Annotated in this window: 12 protein-coding genes; 4 read left to right on the forward strand and 8 right to left on the reverse strand. The window is 61.7% G+C overall.

The window, feature by feature from the left end:
• Nucleotides 1-204: 204 nt before the first annotated feature.
• From HS122_09705 to HS122_09715, 3 genes are all read left to right on the forward strand, one after another.
• Nucleotides 205-1779 carry a glycoside hydrolase gene (locus tag HS122_09705; GenBank protein ID MBE7538673.1) on the forward strand — a complete coding sequence of 525 codons (1575 nt, stop codon included), beginning with the start codon at nt 205-207 and terminating at the stop codon, nt 1777-1779.
• Nucleotides 1776-4814, forward strand: a complete 3039-nt coding sequence (locus HS122_09710; GenBank protein MBE7538674.1) for a pectate lyase — start codon at nt 1776-1778, stop codon at nt 4812-4814. The genes HS122_09705 and HS122_09710 overlap by 4 nt, the downstream gene beginning before the upstream one ends.
• Before the next feature lie 109 nt (nt 4815-4923).
• Nucleotides 4924-5988 (forward strand): exo-alpha-sialidase, encoded by a 1065-nt coding sequence (locus HS122_09715; GenBank protein MBE7538675.1) that lies wholly within the window; start codon nt 4924-4926, stop codon nt 5986-5988.
• A gap of 23 nt (nt 5989-6011) precedes the next feature.
• Here the strand turns inward: HS122_09715 and HS122_09720 are convergent, their stop codons facing one another.
• From HS122_09720 to HS122_09740, 5 genes are all read right to left on the reverse strand, one after another.
• On the reverse strand, nt 6012-7538 hold the full coding sequence (locus HS122_09720; GenBank protein ID MBE7538676.1) for a response regulator: 1527 nt from the start codon (nt 7536-7538) through the stop codon (nt 6012-6014).
• Nucleotides 7539-7938: 400 nt separating this feature from the next.
• Nucleotides 7939-9567 (reverse strand): polysaccharide lyase, encoded by a 1629-nt coding sequence (locus HS122_09725; protein MBE7538677.1) that lies wholly within the window; start codon nt 9565-9567, stop codon nt 7939-7941.
• Between the two features lie 105 nt (nt 9568-9672).
• Nucleotides 9673-10338, reverse strand: coding sequence for a DUF3826 domain-containing protein (locus HS122_09730; GenBank protein ID MBE7538678.1), 666 nt, complete (start codon nt 10336-10338; stop codon nt 9673-9675).
• Nucleotides 10339-10350: 12 nt separating this feature from the next.
• Nucleotides 10351-13788: a TonB-dependent receptor plug domain-containing protein gene (locus HS122_09735; GenBank protein MBE7538679.1), complete on the reverse strand. Its 3438-nt coding sequence runs from the start codon at nt 13786-13788 to the stop codon at nt 10351-10353.
• Between the two features lie 395 nt (nt 13789-14183).
• Nucleotides 14184-16940 carry a family 78 glycoside hydrolase catalytic domain gene (locus tag HS122_09740; GenBank protein ID MBE7538680.1) on the reverse strand — a complete coding sequence of 919 codons (2757 nt, stop codon included), beginning with the start codon at nt 16938-16940 and terminating at the stop codon, nt 14184-14186.
• Nucleotides 16941-17171: 231 nt separating this feature from the next.
• Here HS122_09740 and HS122_09745 point away from each other — a divergent pair, with 231 nt between their 5' ends.
• Nucleotides 17172-18047 carry a helix-turn-helix domain-containing protein gene (locus HS122_09745; protein MBE7538681.1) on the forward strand — a complete coding sequence of 292 codons (876 nt, stop codon included), beginning with the start codon at nt 17172-17174 and terminating at the stop codon, nt 18045-18047.
• Nucleotides 18048-18131: 84 nt separating this feature from the next.
• On the opposite strand, the gene ybeY is transcribed toward HS122_09745, so the two are convergent.
• The 3 genes from ybeY to HS122_09760 all read right to left on the reverse strand — a co-directional run bounded on the left by ybeY (nt 18132) and on the right by HS122_09760 (nt 22222).
• Nucleotides 18132-18608, reverse strand: coding sequence for an rRNA maturation RNase YbeY (ybeY, locus tag HS122_09750; protein MBE7538682.1), 477 nt, complete (start codon nt 18606-18608; stop codon nt 18132-18134).
• Nucleotides 18609-18736: 128 nt separating this feature from the next.
• A complete protein-coding gene (locus HS122_09755; protein MBE7538683.1) occupies nt 18737-21148 on the reverse strand; it encodes an HDIG domain-containing protein in 2412 nt (803 codons plus the stop codon).
• Between the two features lie 90 nt (nt 21149-21238).
• Entirely contained in the window at nt 21239-22222 is a 984-nt protein-coding gene (locus HS122_09760) for a PhoH family protein (GenBank protein MBE7538684.1), read from the reverse strand.
• Nucleotide 22223 lies beyond the last annotated feature (1 nt).

A 22223-nucleotide genomic window follows, 5' to 3' on the forward strand; every position in this document is an offset into this window, starting at 1 on the left:
AACCCGAAAATCTTAGGATTCCGCAGGAGAATCCGTGAAATGCGCAGGAATCCTGGATCGCCGGTGCGTAGTATGGGAGAAGTTGCCGCCGAACGTGTCACAGGCTTTGCTTCGATCGTCCCCCGTTTCCCAATCGCTTCGACCTGCCCCACCCATCCTCCCCATGGCCGTCCCCAATTCCCTGCCTCAGGCGCACCTCATGTCGTGAAATACTGGATACACATTCCCCGCGGAATCTCATGGGAATGCATCCTTCTTCTGGGGGTGCTGGCGGCGCCCCTGGCGGATGCGCGCGCCTCCGACGACGGCTTTGCGCTGCTCTCGGCGAACGGGCTGCGGCGTCAGGTTGAGTTCTTCAACCGCATGGAAGACGAGCCGGTGGTCAATCTGGTTCCCAATGCGTCGGCGGCGGACTGGCTGGCGGCTCGGGCGCCGCGATTTGAGTGCGCCGATCCTGAGGTGGATGAGATCTACTGGTTCCGATGGTGGGCGCTGCGCAAGCACCTGCGTCTGGATGCCGCCAGCGGGCGGCGTGTCTTCACGGAGTTCATCACGCGTTCGCGCCCGGTCAGCAGTGCGCTCGGGCACCACATCATGGAGGGCCGGTGGCTGAGGGATCCGGCGATATGCGACGAGTACGTGGCGTACTGGCTTCGCGGAAACAAGGGTGGACCGCAGGAGCATTTCCACAAGTTTTCCCAGTGGCTCGCGTTCGCGCTTTTGGAGCGCTGGAAGGTGACCGGCGATACCAGGGGCGTGGTCGATCTGCTGGACGATCTGGTGGCGGACTACCGAGCATGGGAACACGAGCAGATGCGAAACGACGGGCTCTTCTGGCAGTATGATGTTCGCGATGCCATGGAGGAATCCATCAGCGGCGGACGCACGGTGAAGAACGTGCGTCCCACGATCAGCAGCTACATGTACGGCAATGCGACTGGCATTGCCGGCATTGCACGACTGGCGGGGCGGAGCGATGTTGAGGAGGAATTTTCCAGGAAGGCATCCGGACTGCGGGAAAAGATTCTGGCGACGCTCTGGAATCCTGAACTGACGTTCTTTGGTTCTGTGGACGAGAACCTGCATCCGATTCGGGTGCGCGAGGCGATTGGATTCATCCCCTGGTACTTCGCGATTCCGGCGGCCGGACAGGGCTACGAAAGTGCATGGAGCCAGTTTGCTGATACGTCTGGATTTCGAGCTCCCTGGGGACTGATGACGGCGGAGCGGCGGCACCCGGCGTTCCGATCGCACGGGGTGGGTACGTGCGAGTGGGATGGCGCGGTCTGGCCCTTCGCGACATCGCAGACACTCACAGCTCTGGCGAATGTACTCGCTGATGGACGCGATGCCCCCGTGACGCGCCGCGATTACTTTGACGCCTTTGTCACCTACACCCGGAGCCAGCGCCGCGAAGGCAAACCCTACATCGGAGAGTACCAGGACGAGAACACCGGGGCCTGGTTGAAGGGCGCGGATCCGCGCAGCCGGTGGTACAATCATTCGACCTATGCGGATCTGCTGATTTCTGGAATGCTGGGAGTTCGTCCGTCGGAAGCAAATGACCTGATCGTTGCCCCGCTTCTGCCTGAGGGCACCTGGGCCTGGTTCTGCCTGGATGGCGTTCGCGTGCGAGGACGGGACATCACGGTCATCTGGGATCGGGATGGAGGGCACTATGGCAAGGGGACCGGCCTTCAGGTTTGGGTGGACGGAAAGGTCGTTGCGAAGGTGGATCGACTCGAGGCGGTAAAGGTGTCACTTGGCGGATTGCCATGAAGTTTCCTCTTTTGCGCATTGCCGTCTGGTTCTGCGTTGGTCCCGGCATGATTTCGACCGCACCCCTGGCGCTGGCGCGACAGGTTCCGCCGCCGATCGTGGTCGGCAAGGATGGAAAGCTGGAATATGTGCGGTCGCCGAGCGGGGATGCGGTGCCCGACTACTCGCATGCGGGGTTCAAGGGTGGCGGCGTTCGTTTTCCCGACGTGTTTGCGCGGGTGCGGGTGGCCCCGGCACCGGGTGACGATGGGGCGCGGATCCAGGCCGCGATCGACTATGTGTCGGCGCTTCCCCTGGACAAGCGAGGTGTGCGTGGGGCGGTGCAATTGGAGCGCGGGCGATATGAGATTGAGGGGCAGATTCAGGTGTCGGCGAGTGGTGTCGTTCTGCGCGGAGCGGGTGCGGGTGAACATGGCACGACGCTGGTCGCGACTGGCAGGGGACGGCGCACGCTCATCAAGGTTTCCGGTGCGGGTCGCGGCGAAAAACCTGAGCCCGCCTATTCGGTGGCCGACGCCTATGTGCCGGTTGGGAGCAGTCACATTCGCATCAAGGCCGCCCGCGGGTCTGCGGAGAAACCCGGTTCGCACTTGGGTGCGCTTGCGCGGTTTGAACCTGGCACGCGCATTGTGATCGAGCGACCGAGCGCGAAGGAATGGGTCCACGCGCTGGGCATGGATGACAGCCCGGCGCGCCAGCCGTATTCATGGCAGGTGGAGGCTTTCAGCATCGCCTGGGATCGAGTCGTGCTCGGTGGCAGTGGCGATTTGCTGGAGCTGGACGCGCCTCTGACGACTGCGATCGACGCGAGACTGGGGGGGGCGACTGTTTCCATCCGGGCGCCTGGTGGAATGGTCGAGAATGTGGGAGTCGAAAATCTCCGCTGCATTTCCGAGGTCGCCACGGACAATCCGAAGGACGAGGATCACGCGTGGAATGCGATCGACATCCGCAGCGCGCGTGATGCCTGGGTGTGCGATGTGACGGCGGAGCAATTCTCCGGCATGGCGGTGAATGTCGACGCGACCGCCATGAGAATCACCGTGCAGGATTGCCGTGCGCTCCGGCCGGTTTCGGAGGACGGCGGCTATCGTCGGATGGCGTTCCATTCCGGCGGCCAGCAGGTGCTGTTTCTGCGCTGTCAGTCAGAGCACGGACGCAACGATTTCACCGCGGGCTACCTGACTGCGGGGCCCGTCGTGTTTCTGGACTGCGAGGCGCGCGAGACCCGCGGATTCAGCGGATCGATTGGAAGCTGGTCGTCGGGACTGCTCTTCGATGGCGTGAAGGTGGATGGTGGAGCCCTGCGCCTGGACAACCTTGAAACCTGGAATCAGGGCGTGGGATGGAATGCCGCGAACTCCATGCTGTGGGGATGCTCGGCGTCGGTTGTGATCTGCCGGTCGCCTCCCGGTGCGTCCAACTGGGCGGTCGGGGTCTGGGGACAGTTTGTCGGCGACGGTGCCTGGGGTCTTGTCAATGAGTTCCCAAGGCCCGAAAGCCTGTACCGCGCGCAGCTTTCCGCCCGTCTTGGCGCGCAGGCTGCCGAGTGCCTGCTGCCGCGTCGCTACATCGTGGATGAACCCATGCCTGCCATCGAGGAGGCGGTGCCGGATCTTGCGTCAAGGCCTGCTGCAAGGGCGGGACCACCGGGCCGGCCGCTGTCGCTCGTGAATGGCTGGCTCGTCAGCGACGGCCAGTTGCTGAAGGGAAACACGCTGACGGGCGCCTGGTGGCTCGGCAGACTTGAACCAGCGCGTGCGGGGGAATTCGGGCCGGCGATCACCCGCTTTTCGCCGGGGCGAGCGGGCACGGGTCTCACGGATGATCTGGCCGCGCTTGCGGATGCGATGGTGGCGAAGGGTCAGGTGGCCTGGCGGCACCACTATGGACTCTGGTACGATCGAAGGCGGATCGATCATCAGATGATCCGCCGGCCGGACGGCGATGTGTATCCACCTTTCTTTGAGCAGCCCTTCGCACGAAGCGGACAGGGCGTCGCGTGGGATGGATTGAGCCGCTACGACCTCACCCGCTACAACCCCTGGTATTTCTCCCGTCTCAGGGATTTCGCCAGTGAGGCGCGCGCGCGCGGACTCGTTCTCGTGAACGAGATGTATTTCCAGCACAACATCCTCGAGTCGGGCGCGCACTGGGTGGATTCGCCCTGGAGGCCGGTGAACAACATCAACTCCACAGGATTCACCGAGCCGCCTCCATTCACGGGCGATACGATCCGCATGGCGGCGGAATTCTATGATGTCGGCAATCCAACCCGGCGCGCCTTGCACCGCGCGTTCATCCGGCAATGTCTGGCAAATCTTTCGGAGGAGACGAATGTCATTCACACGCTGACGGCGGAAAACAGCGGACCGCTTTCGTTCATGCAGTTCTGGCTCGATGTGGTTGCAGAGTGGGAGAATGAAACGGGCCGCCATCCCTTGATAGCGCTCAGTGCGCCGAAGGATGTGCAGGATGCGATTCTTGCGGATGGGCGCCGGGCTGCGCTCATTGACGTCATCGATCTAAGCTACTGGTTCCGGGATGCCGATGGAAAACTGTTCGCGCCCGACGGAGGAACACGCCTGGCGCCGCGGCAGCATCTGCGCACCTGGAAGGGGAAACGGCCATCCGCGGTCTCCGTCGCATCGATGGTGGCGCACTATCGTCAGGCGTTTCCGGGGAAGGCGGTAATTTCAAACCTGGATGCGGTCGATGGTTGGTGGTTTCTCGGTTCAGGCGGATCACTGCCAAGGCTGTCCTCGCCGATCGACCCTGAACTGAACGCCGCGATCGTCCGAATGCGATCGAAGGGCATGGGCATTCTTGGGGAGCAGGGCGTGGGCTATTTTGTCGTGGCGGGAGAAGGTGGCGCCAGCGTTGACTTGAAAGAGGACGGCGGAAAGTTTCGCGTTCGTCGCGTCGATGCGAAGACCGGCGCTGTCAGCGATACCGGCGAGGTGGTTGAAGCGGGGCGCGTTGCAAGATTTCCCGGAAGCGCGGGTGCGCCGTGGCTCCACTGGCTTGCACGATGATCGCTTGCATGAGAACCGGAATCTGCGAAGCCGGATTGCTTCAATGGATCTCTTTCAGCTTTGAATTTCCCAATGCGCGTCCGAACGATCGGGCGAAGCACACTTTATCATGAACATCCGAATCCTGACATGCGTGTTGTCCGTTGTTGTCCTTGCAGGCCCGCCGCTCTTCGGCGCGCGGCTTCCCAAGGGCGTGAAGGCCTGCTATTTCGTGAATGACAATCCGCCGTATCCGGAGTCGCATGCGTCCACGATTGTCGAAGTGGGGAAGGGACACCTTGTCGCCGCATGGTTCGGAGGCACGAAGGAGCGCGCTCCGGATGTCGGCATCTGGGTGGCTCATTTCGAAAACAACCGGTGGACCCAGGCGGTCGAGGTGGCGGATGGGCGTCAGTCAAACGGACCCCGCATGCCGACTTGGAATCCCGTGCTCTTCAATCCTCCCGGCGGGCGGCTGGTCCTCTTCTACAAAGTGGGACCGTCTCCAAGCGAATGGTGGGGGATGATGCGCACGTCGGATGATGGCGGGCGCAACTGGAGCCCGGCGCGCCAGTTGCCCGATGGCATACTTGGGCCGATCAAAAACAAGCCGGTGCTGTTGTCCGATGGCACCTGGCTGTGCGGTTCGAGCACGGAGGGAACGCCCGATGGATGGCGGGTTCACTTTGAGACGACGCGCGACCGGGGGGAGACCTGGGAAAAGACGGCCTCGGTGGACAAGGGACCGGGACTGGATGCGATCCAGCCCAGCATTCTGTTTCATGCCGATGGCCGGCTCGAGGCGCTGTGCCGGACAAAGCAAGGAAATGTCGCAATGACGTGGTCGGCGGATTCTGGAAAGACGTGGAGTGGACTGGCGGCGACGGAGCTGCCGAATCCCAATTCAGGCACCGATGCGGTGACGCTCAAGGACGGCCGGCAGCTCATCGTGTACAACCACTCCGGCCACCGTCCGGATGAGCCGGGCAAGGGAAACCGCTGGCCTTTGGATGTTGCGATTTCCTCCGACGGACTTCTGTGGAAACACATCGTGACGCTTGAGGCCGAGCCCATGGTCAGCGGCTATTCGTATCCCGCGGTGATCCAGACCTCCGATGGGCTTGTTCACATCACGTACACGTGGGGACGAAAGAAGATCAAACACGTCATCCTCAAGCCCTCGGTCCTGTATTGAGGGCGCAGTCCGAGTGCGAGAGCTCAGAGAGCTGAAGGGCTTTCGCGCGTCGGGTCGTGGGTGAATTTTGCGAGCGCGGCGCGCAGGTCCGAGAGCAGAATCGGCTTGTTGAGGAAGCCGTTCATGCCGACGTCGAGGCAGCGTTTGCGATCTGATGCAAGGGCATTCGCAGTCAGTGCGATGATTGGAAGCGGAGCCATGCGATCGCAGGTTTTCTCCCAGCTTCGATAAAGCGCTGTCGCCTCGCAGCCGTCGCGCTCGGGCATCTGCATGTCCATCAGCACGACGTCAACATGGAGATTCTGCATGCGCTTGAAGGCTTCTATGCCGTTGACGGCAAATTCAACCTTGTGGCCGAGCTGCCCGAGCATGGTTCGAAGCAGCCCGCGATTGACTGCGTTGTCCTCCGCCACCAGGACGTGCAGGGATTGATGGGCGGGAGTCGGGTCTTCGGTGGAGGGAGCAGGGGCGGTGTCCAGATTCGCGCGAACCTCCACCTCGACCGAGAAGGCAAATGCGGTGCCCATCTCCGATGTGGACTCGAGATGCAGGCTGCCGCCCATGGCGTTGACGAGTCTTGCGCAGAGGGCGAGGCCCATGCCGATGCCACCCCTCACCCGGGTGCGTGAATCGTCGCCCTGCGTGAATGGAATGAAGAGGCGGGGGATCAGGTCGGCGGCAATGCCAGGGCCGGTGTCATGCACGCGGAAGTCAAGGACGATGCGGCCCTGCTGGCCGGCCTGCCGGGAGCCGATGGTCAGCTCCACGGAGCCGGAGCGGGTGAATTTGATCGCATTGGTGAGGAGATGGATCAGCACCTGGCGCAGGCGGATCGAGTCGATGACGAGGATCTCCGGCACACGCGGATCCATGCCGGACTCCAGCCTGAGCTCCTTGCTTTCGGCGAATGCAGCCATCGCGGAGACCGTATCCAGAATCAGACTACGAATCTTGACCGGTTTTGGATGCAGGTCGAGTTTGCCGTTCTGGGCCTTTTCGTAGTCGAGAATGTTGGAGATGACACTGAGCAGGGTTTCACCGCCCGTGACGAGAGCATCCAGCCATTCGACCTGCTTCGGCTCGAGTGTGGTTGAACGAAGCAGACTGCTGTAGCCGAGCACGGCGTTCAAAGGCGTCCGGATCTCATGGCTCATGGTCGAGAGGAAACGGGAGCGCGCGTGCGCGGCCGCTTCGGCGCTTTTCCGTTCATCAAGGAGGCGGAGCGCCATGATGCCCGTGGCATGAGCCAGTTCGGCGGTCTCATCCCGCCCGGGAAACAGCTCAAGCTCGCGCGCCACCTTTTCGTTTCCAAGCCGCTCCACAACGGCGCGAACCCTTCGAATTCGTCTTGCGAACAGGCGTTCACCGAGGAACCAAAGGATGGCCGTTGTGAGAGCCGCTCCACCCAGTGCGGGGATCAGGATTGCAAAGGTTGAACTGCGGGCATCCTGAATGAATGGGGTCAGAAGGTCGTGGCCGGCCACGACCAGTCCAGCCAACACCGCCATCGATAAAATGAGGACGAGCAGTGCCGTATTGCGCCAATTCATGCTTGGATGAAAATGGGTAAATCGACACGCGAAGATCGCCACTTTATCGAAAGGCACGGGTTCGCGAAGGTTTCACCTCGAAGGTAAGACGCGTGTGACTAGCGGGATATGAGGCGCATTGCAGATTTTTGCTCAGCGACAGCGGATTGCAGGCGATTGACCCCAATAGTCCGGGCCGTAGTGTCGGCGTTCGTGCCGCCAAAGAAACAGCATGGAATTGGGGAGAGCGACTCCTGCACGGGCAAGCGTCGCTATCGCAGTCAAGGCGAGGCGTTGCAGTCCGCGGCCATGGTGGGCGTGGAGCGCCAGCGAGTCGCCTATCAGTGTCCGATGTGCCTTTGCTGGCATCTGGCCACCAAACGAAGCAGGTCAGGCGTCAATCGGCCCACTGGTCGGTAGGTCAATGCTCCTTTGCAAGGGGATCCGTGGCGTTGATGAACTCCTCGATGTTCGAATAGCCGTCGCCATCGGAGTCGATTGAAGCATCCGAAGGATCCCTCGGGTTGAGCCGGCTCCGCTTTTCCCAATCATCGGGAAGTCCGTCATTGTCGGCATCGGCATAGGGGGTTCCCTGGTATTTCGGGTATCCACCAACCTGTGACGGATTGGTGATGATGCCGAGATCGACCAGACGGATCATCTCGTCGATGGACTTGTCGCTGTACCGAACGGCCTTGAAGGCTTCGCGGGAACCGCTGAAGGGACGGCTGGTCACCGTTCCGGTGCGCACGCCTTGTATTACGCGCAAATCCACGGCGTCCCGCCGCGGACGCGTGGCGCCGGCGTTTTCCAGAACGTACTCGTATGCTTCACGCGCCGGCAGGATCTTCAGCGGAGCATGCGGAAACGGCTGGTCCTGCCGGATTGACGGCAACACGCTGGCGACGTCCGCGCGCGACTCGGGCTGCACGCCGCCGTCCCAGTTGTCGCGGGTGACGCGGGAGCTTCCCTCGACGACATTGCCGCTTACGTAGGCCTTTCCGAAATGATCGAAGACGGTCTTGCTCCGCTCCGATTCCGGTTTCAGCAGGCGCCAGGCGATGGGCTTGCCGGCTGGGGTCGCGGGACCCGGCTTGAGATAGTTGTTGATGATGTTGAAAAAGCTCCGGTGGTCCCCGCCGTCGATCGTGCGGTGCACCCAGTTGAAGAGCACATTGTTCACGAAGGTGAAGTCGCCGTACATGCCGACGCTCGGGTTGCGTCCCGTGTTGTTCGCCCAGAGGTTGCGGTGAAACGTGCTGTTGAGTCCACCGATCGTGCTGCCGAACGCGTGGTGGTAGGTGTTGAGTCCCTCGCTGAAGATCGAGTTCTGAATGGTGATGTTGACGGTGGGGAGCTTGAGCTCAGGACCTCCGCCGGGTGGCTGGTACATGTGGCGGTACATCGACATGTTTTCATCGAGCCCCCATGAGGCGGAGACGTGATCGATCATGATGTTGCCGATGGGATTCCCGCCGATGGAGTCATTGCGATCACCGACCCAGGTTTCGCCGCGGCGGAAACGCATGTGCCGGATGATGACGTCGTGGGTCTCCAGTTCGACCGTGTCGCCGGCGACGCACACGCCGTCGCCCGGCGCGGTGCCGCCCGCGAGCGTGACATAGGGCGCCCGAACGCGGATGCGGCTTTTCAGGCGGATGATTCCGGCGACGTTGAAAATGATGATGCGCGGGCCGCCCGCCTCGAGCGCCTCGCGCAGCGTGCCGGGTCCGGAGTCTTCGAGACTGGAGATCACGAAGATCCGCCCGCCTCGCCCTCCGAAGGAATACATGCCGCCGCCTTCTGCGCCGGGAAAGGCCGGGATGGATGCCTGGGGCAGATCCCTGGGCTCGGCCGCGGCCGGCAGGTAGGGTTTGCCCTTCTTCTCCCAGGCTCGGACCTCCGTCATGGCCGCCATGAAAGCCTGGTCGGAGTGGGCGTCGGCTGCGGCCCGCCGAGCGTCGGCCTCGCGCTTGATTTCCGGGCTTATGTAGGGATACTGGGCGTGGGCTGTTGCAGTGACCAAAAGCAGGGTCGCGAGGAGAAACATGAGACCTTTGGATAGTCCGCGCGGCCGTGTCGAAGTAATGGTGTTCATGAAGTTGGTCTCAACCAATGGCGGCTGCACGGGCGGATCCCCGGACCAGATGCGCGGTTACGGCGCCGAAGCAGCCTTTTTTCGTTCCATCATCTCCTGCTCGGCTTTCTTCATGTCGACGCCGGCTGCGGAGAGGTAGTTGTTGATGCGGCCCTTGTATCTGCCAAAAATCGCGTGCTTCTCCTCCGAGCTCCCGCCGTCCATCGCCAGTTCGCGGGCCTCGGTGAGCCAGGCGAGGATCCGGGACTTCTGTTCAGCAGTCAGGCCGGGAATCATCTCCTGATACACGCGGTAGGTGAGCGGAAGGACTCCGTACGTCATGCCGTCCTTGACCTTGTCGATCTGGTCGGGCTTCAGAGCACTGGCAAGGATGGATAGAAAGTGCGCATGCAGTGTCCGCTGTTCATCGAGTGCACGGGTCTGTGCCGCATGGATTGCCGCCTCCGACGCGGCCTTGTCGGTCGACCTAAGCAGTTTCGCCTCCTTGATCGCGGCATCACGGGCCGCCTGAATCGAGCTCAGCGCGGCATATTGGCCGGCAATTGCTGCTGTCGCCGCTTCTTTGATGGCTGACTCGTGCAGTGAAAGTGACTGCACAATCTTCTCCGCGCGCTTGATCTGCGATGGAAGAGGTGCGGACGAAGGCGCACCGTTCGGCGATGCATGGATGAATGCACACGCCGCAAGCATGACTCCGGCGGCGATGCAGGTGCGGTGCCTCATTTGAATTTCCGTTTAGAAGCGGGCGTTGAGGCCGACGGTCCAGGTGACTCCGAATTCGCGCCAGTCGATGATCTGCGCATAGGAGGGCAGGATGCCCTTGTCGTCGCGCCATTCAATCTTGCGCTCGGAGTAGAGGATGTCCCTTCCGCTGAGGAAGAGGTTGTAGCGCTTGCTGAGGATGTAGTTCAGATTGAGGTCCACGCGGGTTTCAGCGGGTGCGATGCGACGGATGACGTTGCCGTCGGCGAGCACGATCTGGCCGGAGAGTTCATTGTCATTGCGATAGGTTGCGCGGAGCTGGGCGTAGAAGCGTCGTCCGATGTACTGGAGGCCGGCTCCCCCGAAGCGGTTGGCCGTCATCGTGATCGTTTTGACGCTCGGAGTGAATGTGATGGGGTTGCCGCTGGGGCTCGTTAGCGTGACGGGCTCGGAGACCGCTGGCTTCGCCAGTTCCTTTGCCGAGAAGGTCAGGAAGCCCTGGAAGTTCCTGCCCCAGCGTCCGAACACGGAGAGATCATGGATGATCTGGACCTCCACGCCCTTTGTGGCCTGCTTGCTCGTGCTGTTGGAAGAGGTGGTCAGGCGCCAGTCCTCGTAGTCGGCCGGATCCAGCCCGAGGATGGGAAGAACAGTTTGGAAGACCGGAGAGTCGTCGAAGGAAGTGAAAGTGACAACCTGGTTGGTGACGGACTTGTGGTAGCCCGCGATGGACACCTGTCCGCTTTCGCCAAGCCGGTAGGCCAGTTCGATGTCCCAGTTCTGTGATGTCTCCGGTTTGATCTGCGGGTTGGCAACCGAGATCGTGCCCCGCGTGCCGTCCGCGGCAATGGGCACGCTTTCGTTTATGGTGAAACTGTTGTTGCCCGAGACGAGGCCTTGCGTGCCGTTTTCGAGATCCGGAAGCTTGAAGGAGCGTGAGTAGGCCAGCTTGATGTCGAGCTTCTTCGTCAGCTTGAACTGTGTGTTGAAGCTGAATGACGGATCCCCCCTGTATCTGGTGCTGATTTCGCGGAGAGGCTGGAGCTGGCGCATGCGGGACTCCAGCGAAGCGTTGTTGGGTCCGAGAATGTGATCGGGATACTTCACGCCCGCGGTTGTCATCCGTGAAAGCAGGGCTGAATCACTCAGAAAATTCGTGATGGTTGTCGTGGTGCCGTCGGCGTTGGTGCGGATGGAGTTCGTGGCGGTCAGCTTCACGCCCGTGCGGTAGAAATTGTCGACATAGATGAGCCCGTCGGGAGTCTTGGCGTAGTCCCAGCGTGCATCCGTGTAGGGGCCGCGCCCCACGCGCTTTGAAGTCTCCTGGCGGGCGCCCGCAACTACGAAGAGCCGGTTGTTCAGGAAGCTGCCCGACAGCATCGCGTAGACGGCGTCCTTGGTGTCGGTCATCTGCTTCTGCTGATTGACATAGCTGTTGTAGTTGTTGATCGCATCCGCGCCGTCGGTGGGCGCCACAAACAGGTCGTTCTTCTGATCGAGCTCGTACAGCTTGTAGGTGGAGGCCCACTGCTGGGCGGGAAGACCGAAGCCCGGAGACTGCCCCTGGTAGTTGTCGTCGAAGATGTCGGAGATCAGGTAGGATTTCCCTGTGGCCAAAATTTCACGATAGCCGGTTCCGATTCCGGACTTCTCGGTTTTATCCTGATCGCGGCGCGCTCCGGTCTTGAGGGAGAGCGTGTTCGAACCGATGAAGGGAAGAAAACTGAGGTCGCGCTCGACATCGACAGCGTAGAGCCCTACGGAGTTTCTCGAAAACGCCTCACCCGACTGGGCGATGGTGCCGTCAAACGAGTAGCTGCTCATCTGGGTGTAGTCCTTGACAATGGTCGCTGGATTTCCCCGCTCGTAGGTCGTGATCTTTCCCGGCACTCCATTTTGAATGTTCTCCAAGTTCACGGCCCCGGGATTGAGGCGCACGGCAACCTCGGAAAAGTGGCCGTTCTGGCGGTCGCGGAAATCGCTTTCTGAAACCGAATAGCTCCCCTTTGCGGCGATTTTCCAGCCAGCGAGATTGAGATCGTAGGCGAGCTGGGTCGAGCGTGTGTTTCCCACCTTGTCGCGCGTGCGAACCACCATGGACGTCGTGCTGTTCGCCGTCGTTCCGATGGACTTGGTCGCACCCCAGTCCGCGCCCGCCGCGATCGTCGGGCGGATGTCGAGATTGCGCTGGGCTTCGACGCTGTCGTAGGTGCTGTACTGGACATTGGCCCTGATGGACTGCGAGGGGGACGGCTTCCAGTCGACGCGCAGGTTGCCGGACATCTTGTCGACCATCATCGGCGTGGACTGGATCTGGAACCGCGTCAGGGCGGGATTGGCGAGGGAGATCTGCTGGCCGGCCAGATTGCTGAAGGTGCCCGTGTAAGAATAGCTCGGCTGCACCCTGTAGTTGTTCTTGTATTCGCGGGCCAGATACCCGGTGAACGCGATGCCGAGTGTCTTGCTGAAGGGCTGCGTGACTGTGAACTCCAGGCCGGGGGTGGACTTGAAGGTGTCGTTCTTCACCGGACCCGGTGTCTTCTTGAGATCGGCGTCCATCGAATTGAAGTTGAAGAAGACGCGTCCGGTGTAGGTCGGCCTTGCGAATTCAAACGAACTCTTGGTGATGAGATTGACCTGCCCGCCGATGGAGTTGTTCGGCATGTCGGGAGTGGCGACCTTGATGAGTTCCACCCGTGAGGCGTTGTTCACCGAGAGCTGATCGAGGGCGACCTGACGCGACAGGCTTCCGGGAGTGGCGTTTGAAACCGGCATGCCATCGATCAGCACGGCGGTGTCCTCTGGGCCGAATCCCCTGATCGAGATTCCGGATGCATCGGAGTCGGCATAGCCCTGGTTGTTGCCGCCGAAGGCGCCGTAGGAGACCTGCACGCCGGGCAGGAACTTGACGAACTCGCCGATGTTGCCGCTCGGGATGTCGCCGAACTGGTCGATCGCGACGACGTTCTTGATGTTGACGGAATTGCGTTCCTCGTTGATCGCGATCTCGCGGGCGTTGCGGAATCGGTCAGCGGCGACGGTGAAGGGATCCAGAACGAGGGTGCCGTCGGCATTTCGCTTGGTATCCTTTCCGACGAATGCGAAGTCCCTGGGGGTGGTCTCATTGGCGGCGACTGTCACCGTGGCGGAGACGGGAGTCTGTCCTGTGTAGGATGCAGTCAGGCGCACCTCGCCCGTAGGTACATTGTACAGCGTGTATTCTCCAAATTCGTTCGTGAGCGTTTCGACGGTCGTGCCATCGATGATCACGAGCGCCTTGGAGAGGTAGATGCCAAGCTCCGCGTTTCGCACGCGACCCTGAATCGTGCCGGTGGCGGGTGACTGGGCGCTCGCGGTGGCGACCAGGCAGGCACATATTTGAACGAGCAGGAACCGCTGGATGGACAGGACGAGCGGCAGATGCGTGATTGCGCTGGCTTGCCAGCGAGAGACCTTCAGTCGGGGGAACATGGGAGTGGAGGGGAGGGGTGGGGCATTTCCGGGAAATCATGCCGGGTCGCCGAAATGAGACCGGAAAGCGAGTGTGCCTCAGACTATCACATCGGAGTGAATGTTTCTTCCCGAGAAATGTGCATTTCTGACGGTTTTCTAAGGTATTGGGGAGCGGTGGATCTCGTTCCATCGCGCCTGCATGGGGCGAAAGAGCGGCAAGAAGCGTCCCCGATCGGAAACAGGGCGCACGAGCGAGTCATGATCTTCCGCAGGCGATTTGGAGGCGTGGGACAAAGCTGCGGACAAGGCAACCGCGGTGACGAACGCTGCAAGGATCCGAATGAGAAACATGGTGGGGCAGTGGCGGCTCAGGCCGCACTTCGCGGCACGGTCCGGCGTGACTGCTTCTGGTCTCAGATCGTCAGGGTGCTGTGGAGCGTGTACTGGCCTGCCAGTGCATCGCAGACGGCGAAACCGCCTATGCGCTCCGAGGCGGAGAGTCCGTCGCAAACGACTTCGGTGTCGGGATCGCTCGGCAGAAAAATGCGGGCGCGGGTGTTGGGGGGAATCACGACCTTCCACTCAAAGGAAGACCCCGCAAGCTTCCAATGGCTGAGAATTTCACCGTGCGGACAGCGATAGTTCACGTTTGCAAAATCGAGCCCTTTGCCCGGCCAGGGTTTGAGCACGAAGCGTTCGAACCCGGGAACCTTAGGATCGAGTTCGATGCCACCCACATGGCGGAACAGCCACTCCCCGACGGAGCCGAGCGAGTAGTGGTTGAAGGAATTCATCTGAGGATTGAAGAACCCATCCTGATGCGTCCAGCCGTTCCACCTCTCCCAGATGGTGGTCGCGCCGTGCCGGATCGGATACAGCCAGGACGGATATGACTCCTGCAGCAGGAGCCGGTAGGCCACGTCTGCATGGCCGGTTTCCGTTAGCACAGGGTTGAGGTGTCCGATGCCGATGAAGCCCGTGCTGAGATGCCAGTCGAGATCGCGGATGAGACGAACCAGATGTTCGGCGGCCTTGGGTCGATCGGATTCCGGCAGGAGATTGAAGGCCAGAGCGAGGAGATAGGCCGTCTGAGTTTCGACCGTGAGCCGGCCGTTTTCACCGAGGAACTCCTTCTGGAATGCCTCGCGGACCTTGACGAATACACGAGTGTGGCGCGCTGCGTCCTCGTCTCTTCCCAAGGCATGTGCCATCACCGCCATCTTTGCCGCGTCGTCCGCCCAGTAGGCCGTCGCGAGCAGATTCTTCATCGGCGAGTGTGTTCCAAAACTCGTGTCGGTGGGAATGCAGAGCCAGTCGCCGTAGTTGTGCCCGAGCTGGTTGACGCGCAGATATCCCGGATTGTTGTCCTCGATCCAGTCCATCCATCCCTCCATGGCCCGCCAATGGCGCTCCATGATGCGCCGGTCGCCATAGACCCGCCAGATCGTCCAGGGGACGATGATGCCGGCGTCGCCCCAGCCAGCCGCGCCACAGAGGTTCCCGAGACCGGCATAATTTTCGCCATCGCGCAGGCGCGGTGCGATGTCAGGGAAAATGCCCTCGGGCGTCTGCGCGTCGTCGACGTCGATCATCCACTTGGTGAAAAATGCCGCGACGTCTTTGTTGTAGCTGGCGGTGCGAATGAACACCTGTGCATCGCCCGTCCATCCGAGACGCTCATCGCGCTGGGGGCAGTCGGTGGGGACGGACAGAAAGTTGTCGCGCTGCGACCAGACGCCATTCAGCCAGAGGCGGTTCACGCCGGGGTGGGAACATTCGAAGCTGCCGCCGGGTGGAAGCACGGAGTGGATCACGCAGGCAACCGCCGCATGGGAGGGCGGTGCACTTGGCAGGCCTGTGATTTCCACGTATTGGAATCCATGAAACGTGAAATGCGGCTCATAAACCTCATCGGCATCGCCTCCGCGGCAGGTGTACACGTCGGTCGCCTTGGCCTGTCGCAGGTTGTCGGTGTAGAGCGTGCCGTCGGGATTCAGGCGCTCGGCGTGGCGCAGTCTTACGACGGTGCCTCTGGGAGCCCTGACCGCCAGGCGGATCCATCCTGAGATGTTCTGCCCGAAGTCGAGGACGTGAACACCAGGTGCAACCTCATTGGAGGAGATGGGGACAAGTTCCTCGGTGATTCTCACGGGCCCGGCACGCTGCGCGACGAGGGGTGCAGCCGGGGCGGAAACCTCCCGGGCCTGCAGCCAGGGCAGTGACGCCAGGAGCTCGGGAGAGGGGCCCGGCGCCTGTGTTGCCGCCGCGACCGGCAGCAGAAGTGTGGTGTCCTGTTCGCGACGGGCGTCGTACACCTCGCCCATCATGAAATCGGAGGAGAGAATGGGGCCTGTGTGACACTGCCAGGTGCGATCGCTTTGGACGACGACCGTGCGGCCATCGGACAGCTCCATTTCGAGTTGCAGGAGAAAGCTGTTTTCCAGGGATCCGTACCGTGCGCGGGTTTCCTGCCAGCCCACGTATCCGCTCCACCAGCCGTCGCCCAGCGTCACCTCCAGCCAGTTTCGGCCTGCGTGCAGCGAAGTGGAGACTGAGTAGGTGCGGAAATGAATGCGTTTGTCGTAGTCGGTCCACTCAGGAATGAAGAGATCGGGGGTGAGTGGCCTGCTGTTCACCCGAACATGGACCAGTCCGCGCGCGCTGATGTAGAGCGTCGCCCTCGTGACATCGGCGGAGAGATCGAATCCGCGGCGAAAGACTCCAGGGGTGCCCGATGCGGCCAGGGAAGGAGCGATGGCTGCGGGGTCCCGCGTGATGGTTTCGGGATCGGCGGCGATCCAGCGGGCGTTCCAGTCCCGACGGTCGAGCAGTCCCATGGTCCAACTGGCGGGCTCTGATCGTGCGGATGCGTCAGTTTCGTCCCAAATCTCCACGTGCCAGTGGCAGGCATCGCGCGACTCCAACGGCCGGCCCTGGTAAACGACATGCTGGGTCTGAGGGCTGTCGACCCGGCCTGAGTCCCATCGGTCCGCGGGCCCGGTGAGAAGCTTTTCCAGACTGCTCGCGACGCGAATCCGATACGCGCGCTGGCGGGCGCCCTGGCGGCTGGTGACGAGATTCCAGCTCAGTCGCGGCGCGCGTTCGTCAATGCCGAGCGGATCGACGAGATATTCGCAGCGGAGGTTGGCAATGCGCGTGGGCGTTTCCATGGGACGGGGATTGAAGGCTTCCATGCGCGGACTCCCGGGTCGAGAGCGATGCATCCGGATGCGAATTCATGTGTCGAAGCTTTCGGCGAAGGTCCGCCTGCCTTGGGACCGAGCCGGGACGTATCGTTGAGCAGATTCAGTGTGAGAAGAAGCAACGCGTGCATGTTAGCGCGATTATCCGTTTGATTCTCCCTAATTTTGCGTGCGTACTTGCGGAATCCTAAGGCAGTGATGGTTACGTTCGACCCCAACCGGCCTGACTTCACACCGTACGGCTTGACGTGTGTGCGCTGGACGCCGTCGCCGATGCGTCGTCCAGACCATCACAATGAGATCGAGCTGAATTTCCTGACCTCGGGTTCAGTCACGTATTTGCTGGGTGGGCGCGTGGTAAAGGTGGAGGCGGATGAACTGGCGGTCTTCTGGGCAAGCATTCCGCATCAGATCAAGGAGTTTGATCACGACACCCGGTATTTTGCGGCGACCATTCCGCTTTCCTGGTTCCTGCAGTGCCGCTTTCCGGAGCGCTTCGTGCAGCCATTGCTGCGGGGTGAGGTCATTTCGGAAAATGTGTCCTGCCGTGTGCAGCAGGACCGTGATCTGTTCTCGCAATGGGAAAGCGACCTGGCCAACGCGGATGAGGACGTGCGCCACCTGGTCATGCTTGAAATGGAGGCCAGGCTTCGACGCCTGCTCCGGTCGCTTCCGGCATCGTCCGACGCCGCTGGCAGCGCGAGATCCCGCAGGCGCGCCGCTCCGCTTCATTGCGGGGAGCTCAACAAGGTCGAGCAGATGGCGTGTCTGATTGCGCAACGCTACACCGAGGCGCTGACGGTGGAGGAGATCGGCAGGTGTGTCGGCCTGCATCCGAATTACGCGATGGGACTTTTCAAGAAGGCCTTCGGCACGACCCTGATCGACTATCTCACCAGGCACCGGGTGTCCCACGCGCAGCGTCTGCTTGCGACGACCGATGAGAAGATTCTGGAGATTGCGATGACTTCGGGCTTCAATTCTCTCAGCCGCTTCAACGAGGCTTTCCGCCGTGTGTGCGGCTGCACCCCGAGAGAGTATCGGATTGAGCATCCTTTTGGCTCACCGGCGTAGCAGGCGTCTCTGGTGACTTTAACTCCGTTCGGATTGCTGGGGATGTGCGCCGACAATCCCCGGAATCCGCGGCGAACATCGTGCTCAGGCGAGCCTGAACATGCGGGGAATGTCTGCGGCGTTGATCAGGGCGAGCGCGCGCTTTTCCGCCGCCCGCATGCGGCGCTTTCTGTCAGGGCGCAGGTCATCGTAGCCGGCGAGGTGCAGCCAGCCGTGAACCACGTAGAGGAGAAGTTCCCGGGAAAAATCCGTTTGCCGATCGCTGGAATAGCGGGCCGCTGTGTCGACGGAAACGCAGATCTCGCCGGCCGTGCCCATTTCGGCGTGTCCTTCAAACGTGATCACATCGGTGGTCGAAAAGTCGTTCAGGAACCGCCCGTGAAGATCGGCCAGGGCGGCGTCCGTGAGAAAGGCAAGGGAAAGTTCTCCCGACGGCAGCGCGGGGCAGGGGCGGACGATGCCTGACTTCAAGCTTTCCACGCCCGGGGCTCGTGCGCGTTTCCGTGCGGATGGCGTCAGTTCGGGCAGGTCGGACGCTGTGTGAAAAAACTGCTGATCCAGTGCTGCCAGGGCCTTGAGGAGTCCGCGCCGATTCACGCGCAGGCGGCGGTGGAGCACGCGGATTGACACCTTGCGCGCCGGTGCGGCCTCGCTGGCCGCGGCGCGCGGCGGACGGGCGCGAGATCGTGTCACGACGAGTGGGCGGAGTGCGGCTGGCCGCTCCTGGATTCGGTCGCCCCGCTTTCGGCAGGAGGATACGCGACGCGGCTGTGCAGCATGTTCAGCAGCGTGAAATTGAAGCTGCTCTTGATCTTGCTGATCTCCTCAAACGTCAGGGGTGACTCCTCGAGCTGACCGTCCGCAACGCTGGCGCGGACGATCTGTTCGATGAGCTCGGCAAGGTGCTGCGGTGTGACTCTGCGCATGGAGCGTGACGCCGCTTCACACATGTCGGCGAGATGGATGATCGCGCTTTCCTTGAACTGGGGTCTGGGGCCGTCGTAGCGATAGGTCGTTTCACAGACCCTGGAGGGGTCGGCGCGGATGACATTGTGCTCGCGGAGGTCGCCCGCGCCCGGCTTGGAGAACGCGGGTTTCGCCAGTTCCTGGACGGCCCGCTGGAAAAAGTAGCGGATCAGGGTTGTGCCGTGGTGCTGCTGGATGACTTCAATGACCATGCGGGGCAGCTTGTACTTCAGCGCCAGGTCAACGCCGTCCTTCACGTGGGCCTTGATGATCAGCGCGGAAAGCGACGGGTTGGCATCGTCGTGGGGGTTCACGCCCTCGCGCTGATTTTCGCTGAAGTATTCGGGTTTGACGATCTTGCCGATGTCGTGGAAGAGGGCGCATACGCGGGCAACGAGCGGATTGGCGCCGATGGCGTTTGCCGCGTTCTCGGCGAGCTGGGCGACGACCAGCGAGTGATGGTAGGACCCAGGAGCCTCGAGCTGCATGCGACGCAGCAGCGGGTGGTTGAAGTCGGTGAGCTCGAGCAGCGTGATGTCCGTCGTTCGCCGGAAGAGTCCCTCGAGCACGGGAAGCAGTCCGACAACCACAATGCCCGTGAGCAGCCCGGTGACCAGGCCCGCGCTCATCTGCTGGAGCACTGCGCGAACCGGCAGCTGGTCGACAACGCCGAACAGCAGGACAAACCCCGCCACTGTCATGCCGCCGAGCAGCCCCGCCCGGACGACGCGCCCGCGCTTGCGGCTCGAGCGCGAGGCAAAAATCGCAACCATCGAGGAAAGGAACGTCAGCACGAGGAGGTCGAGGCGGTTGCCGTAGATCACGCTCGTGAAAATCGAGATGAGCAGCGCCATGAAGATGGCGGAGCCGGTGTTGAGAAGAATGGCGACAATCAGCGGAGCGAGCGCCGCAGGGGCGACCAGCGGGAGGATCGATGCGGCTGTGGAGTCGTCGACGAAGAAGGGAAGGCCGCCCAGCGAGTAGGTTGCCCGCACGAGCGCCAGATTGACGACAACCGTCAGCGCGAGCAGGGCGAGGCGGGTGTTGCTGCGAAGGGTTTCCCGGTCCTCAAGCCGGATGTAGATGACGCTGGCGAGGACCATCGCGAGGACCAGCAGGATGCGGCCGAACAACTGCAGTCCCTCGTTCAACTGCAGGTTGTGATCGCGGAGGACGACCTTGCGGTAGGCCTGCAGCATTTCGTACTGCTCCGGGGTGACACGCGTGCCCGCTTCGACGAGGGTCTGTCCGCGCTCGATCTTGACGACGACGGGATGCAGGTTCTTCAGCGCGTTTTCCTGGAGGTTCTTGGTTGCCTGAAGGTCATAGATCAGGTTGGGAGTGAGTCCGTTTCTGAAGATGCGGTAGAGGGCGACCTCCGTGCTGCGGCCCATGCCCTCCGCGGCGATGTTGATGCGCAGGTAGGCGTGGGCTTCGTCCATGGACTGGACGGGTCGCTGGGCAACTTCGCCCGTCGACTTGAGAATCTTGAACACCGTGACGCGCCCATCGCTCCCAGCCGGCAGAACCGAGCCGTCGTGCACGCCTTCGGTGTAGATTTCGCGAAGGACCGCCAGTCCATTTTCCACCAGTGCAAAACGCACCTTCGCGTCTCCGGCGTCGAGCAGCGCAGACACGTCGTCAACACTGACGCGATACGGCCCCTTGGCATTGAAAGCGTCGACAACCGGCGCCAGGGCGGCTGTGCGGTCCTGCCCCTGCTTGGTTTTTCCTCCTTCCTCCTTCTCAAGTTTGTCCAGGGAGGCGAGGAGTTCGCGAACATTCGTCTCGAACAGGCGCAGCGGCTCGAACTCGAGCCGGTACACGGGGGGAGTGCGATCGCGGAGCTGCTCGGCCATCTGCCGCGTCTTCTCGGTGCTCTGATAGGAAAAGGGCGCACCGGCGACGATGCGAACATTGGCCAGCTGATTGGGAAGCAGCAGGAGGTTGGCCGTGGTCACTCCGACGAAGCTGACGAGCACGATCGCGGCAACCGTCGCCACAAACACGAGCGATGCGATCAGCCGGCTGTTTTCCAGGAACCCGAGCAGTTCCGAATCAGGAACACTTTTTCGGACGCGACGATGGGCTCCCGCCCCGCCGCGCAGGAGCTTGAACTTGTTGATTAGTGCCATCGCTGGAACGAGGGACTGAAAACCGAAACTATCGCCATGCTGGGCTGGCTTTGATGCAAGGTAATATCTGTTGTCGGGAAAAGCGAGCGATTATTGACTCTCATTTTCCTCCGCCTGGCCAATGGGATTTTTGTAACGCTCATAGGCGTCTATGATCTTCAGGACCAACGGGTGCCGGACAACGTCGGATCCGCTGAAATAGTGGAAGTCGATGCCGGGAATATCCCTCAGGATCCGACTCACTTCGATGAGGCCGCTCTGCTTGTTTCTGGGGAGGTCGACCTGCGTGATGTCGCCCGTGACCACCATGCGCGAATCCTCTCCGAGTCGCGTGAGGAACATCATCATCTGTTCCGGCGTGGTGTTCTGCGCCTCGTCGAGGATGATGAACGCGTGTGAGAGGGTGCGTCCGCGCATGTAGGCGAGCGGAGCGATCTCGATCACACCTTTTTCCGTCAGGGTCTGGACATCCTTCGCGTCCAGCATGTCGTGCATGGCGTCGTAGAGCGGACGCAGGTAGGGAAGGATCTTCTCGCGCAGGTCCCCGGGCAGGAAGCCGAGCTGTTCGCCGGCCTCGACTGCGGGTCGTGTGAGAATGATGCGCTGGACCTGGTTCTTGAGCAGAAGGCTGATGGCGTGCGCAACGGCGAGGTAGGTTTTTCCCGTGCCCGCCGGCCCGATGCCGAAGACGATCGGACTGCTCAGGAGCGCCTGCAGGTAGAGCTTCTGCCCAAGTGTCTTGGGGACGATGCTCCTGCGCTGCGTGGCGATGACAAGCGGTTCCCCGAAAAGCTGCTTGAGCGACTCCGCCTCCCCGCGCGCAATGGTCTCCACAATGCGCGTGAAGTCGTTGGTGCGGATGGACACGCCGTGATTGCGAACGTCGTTCAGGAAGCCAAAAAGAATTTCCACCCTGGCCACCGCATCCTCCGCGCCCTCCACCTTCAACCAGTCATCGCGGGCGGCGAGTTTCACGCCGAGTGCGCGTTCGACGAGCGCCAGGTTCTCCTCCCGACCTGCGTAGAGCTGATTCAGATGCCGGGGCGATGGAAAGCGCAGAGTCTGTGATGCCATG

The organism is Opitutaceae bacterium (assembly GCA_015075305.1).
In the GTDB taxonomy this organism is placed as follows: domain Bacteria; phylum Verrucomicrobiota; class Verrucomicrobiia; order Opitutales; family Opitutaceae; genus UBA6669.